1 protein-coding gene is annotated in these 1,514 nt (G+C 24.7%); it reads right to left on the reverse strand.

From position 1 onward, the window contains the following. Positions 1-235: 235 nt before the first annotated feature. Positions 236-1,156 carry a TMEM164 family acyltransferase gene (locus T386_RS0104185; RefSeq protein ID WP_169734050.1) on the reverse strand — a complete coding sequence of 307 codons (921 nt, stop codon included), beginning with the start codon at positions 1,154-1,156 and terminating at the stop codon, positions 236-238. Between the last annotated feature and the right edge of the window lie 358 nt (positions 1,157-1,514).

Below are 1,514 nucleotides of genomic sequence, written 5' to 3' on the forward strand. Positions count from 1 at the left end.
GCTATCACAATCACTGCTGCTAAATAGGTAATTTGAGTATAACCTAGTTGGATAAAGCCAATATTTGGCACCGCTGTGCTAATAATAAACCAAGCTAAATATATGCTTAAATTAGTAGTTAAATAAATTGTATGGCCCGAGGCCTTCATTCTATTTTTAAACATACAAAATATTATAATAATTTTTTATTATTCACTTATAAAATGAATGGAAAGCATCATCATAACTGTTTCAATTATTGAATTTTTGCTTCTAAGTTTTTATTTTTATTAAAAACTTGTTTAAATGAATTTTTGTATACGCATCAATTTTCAGATTTTTGAACCTTAAATAATCATTTACCTTCATTTGTTTTGTCAAAATAAAGTACGTCTTGTGCATTATATAAAATTAAGCCTAAAACTAATAATAATGTTCCAATGAAAGAAAATACAAATAAAGTTCAAGGCCATTTCAATCATTTGCCACTTACTACATCATCTGTTGGAGAAAGATATCAATAATCAGATATTCAGCTAACGGCTTTATCATTCTTTTTAAAAGCCATATATGAAAGTCAATTTATAAAGAAAATAAATAGAGTGACCGCTAATGCTGTAACAAAGAAATATAACGTGTTTTTAAATGTTAATTTTTGCTTTTCAACCATTGAAACAAACGTAAATAGCAAAATTATGAACATATGAAAAAACAAAGAATCCCAATAAATGTATGAATCAATACCTAGTGATGTATATTTATAGCCTTTAAGTAAGTCATCTGGTATATATCTTAAATTAGGTTTCACAAAAAACACTAAGGCAGCGATTATTGCTAGAAATGCTAAGTTTTTAATTCATATAAACTTATTTGTAATTATAAAAATGGCGCCAGCAAATAGACAAAGTCTACAAAAATGAAACGGTAAAATTTCTCATAAAGGTAAGCATATTTTATATTTCCCATTATCTAATTTCACTAATAAATTATGGTTAGGATTGGTCACTTCAAATTCATTTTTGAAATAAGTACATGCTATAAGAAAAATAAAACTACGCATCATCATGAGCAAAAGAATAGTAGTACCAAAAATAATAAGAAATTTATTCTTTTTAATTTTGAAAATTGTTTCTTTCTTTTCATATCAGTTAGATAAAGGCCTTTTAAAAAGTCACATAAGAAAAGTCAGAGATATAGTTAAAAAAACAAAAATATAAAAAATTACTTTACTCGCTAGAAAATTTTCACCACTAAAATGGTGGCTATTACCTAAAAGATTTAAAAAATTCATTAATCTAATTTCCTTTAAATATTATTTAAAAATTTATATAGGTAATTTTAAAGCATTTTAAAAATATATTATTGTTTACTATATTAGAATTATTTATTATTCCATGAACATTCTTACCTAAAAAAATAAAGATTTATACCATAAACACATTATTCATTCCAAAAGTAAAATGCACCTAGAGAAAAATCTAGATGCATTTTTGCTGCCTTTTTATATAAAATTTAAGTATCCAAAACAGAAAGGC

Origin of the sequence: Mycoplasmopsis primatum ATCC 25948, from assembly GCF_000702785.1 — a bacterium.
In the GTDB taxonomy this organism is placed as follows: Bacteria; Bacillota_I; Bacilli_A; order Mycoplasmatales; family Metamycoplasmataceae; genus Mycoplasmopsis; species Mycoplasmopsis primatum.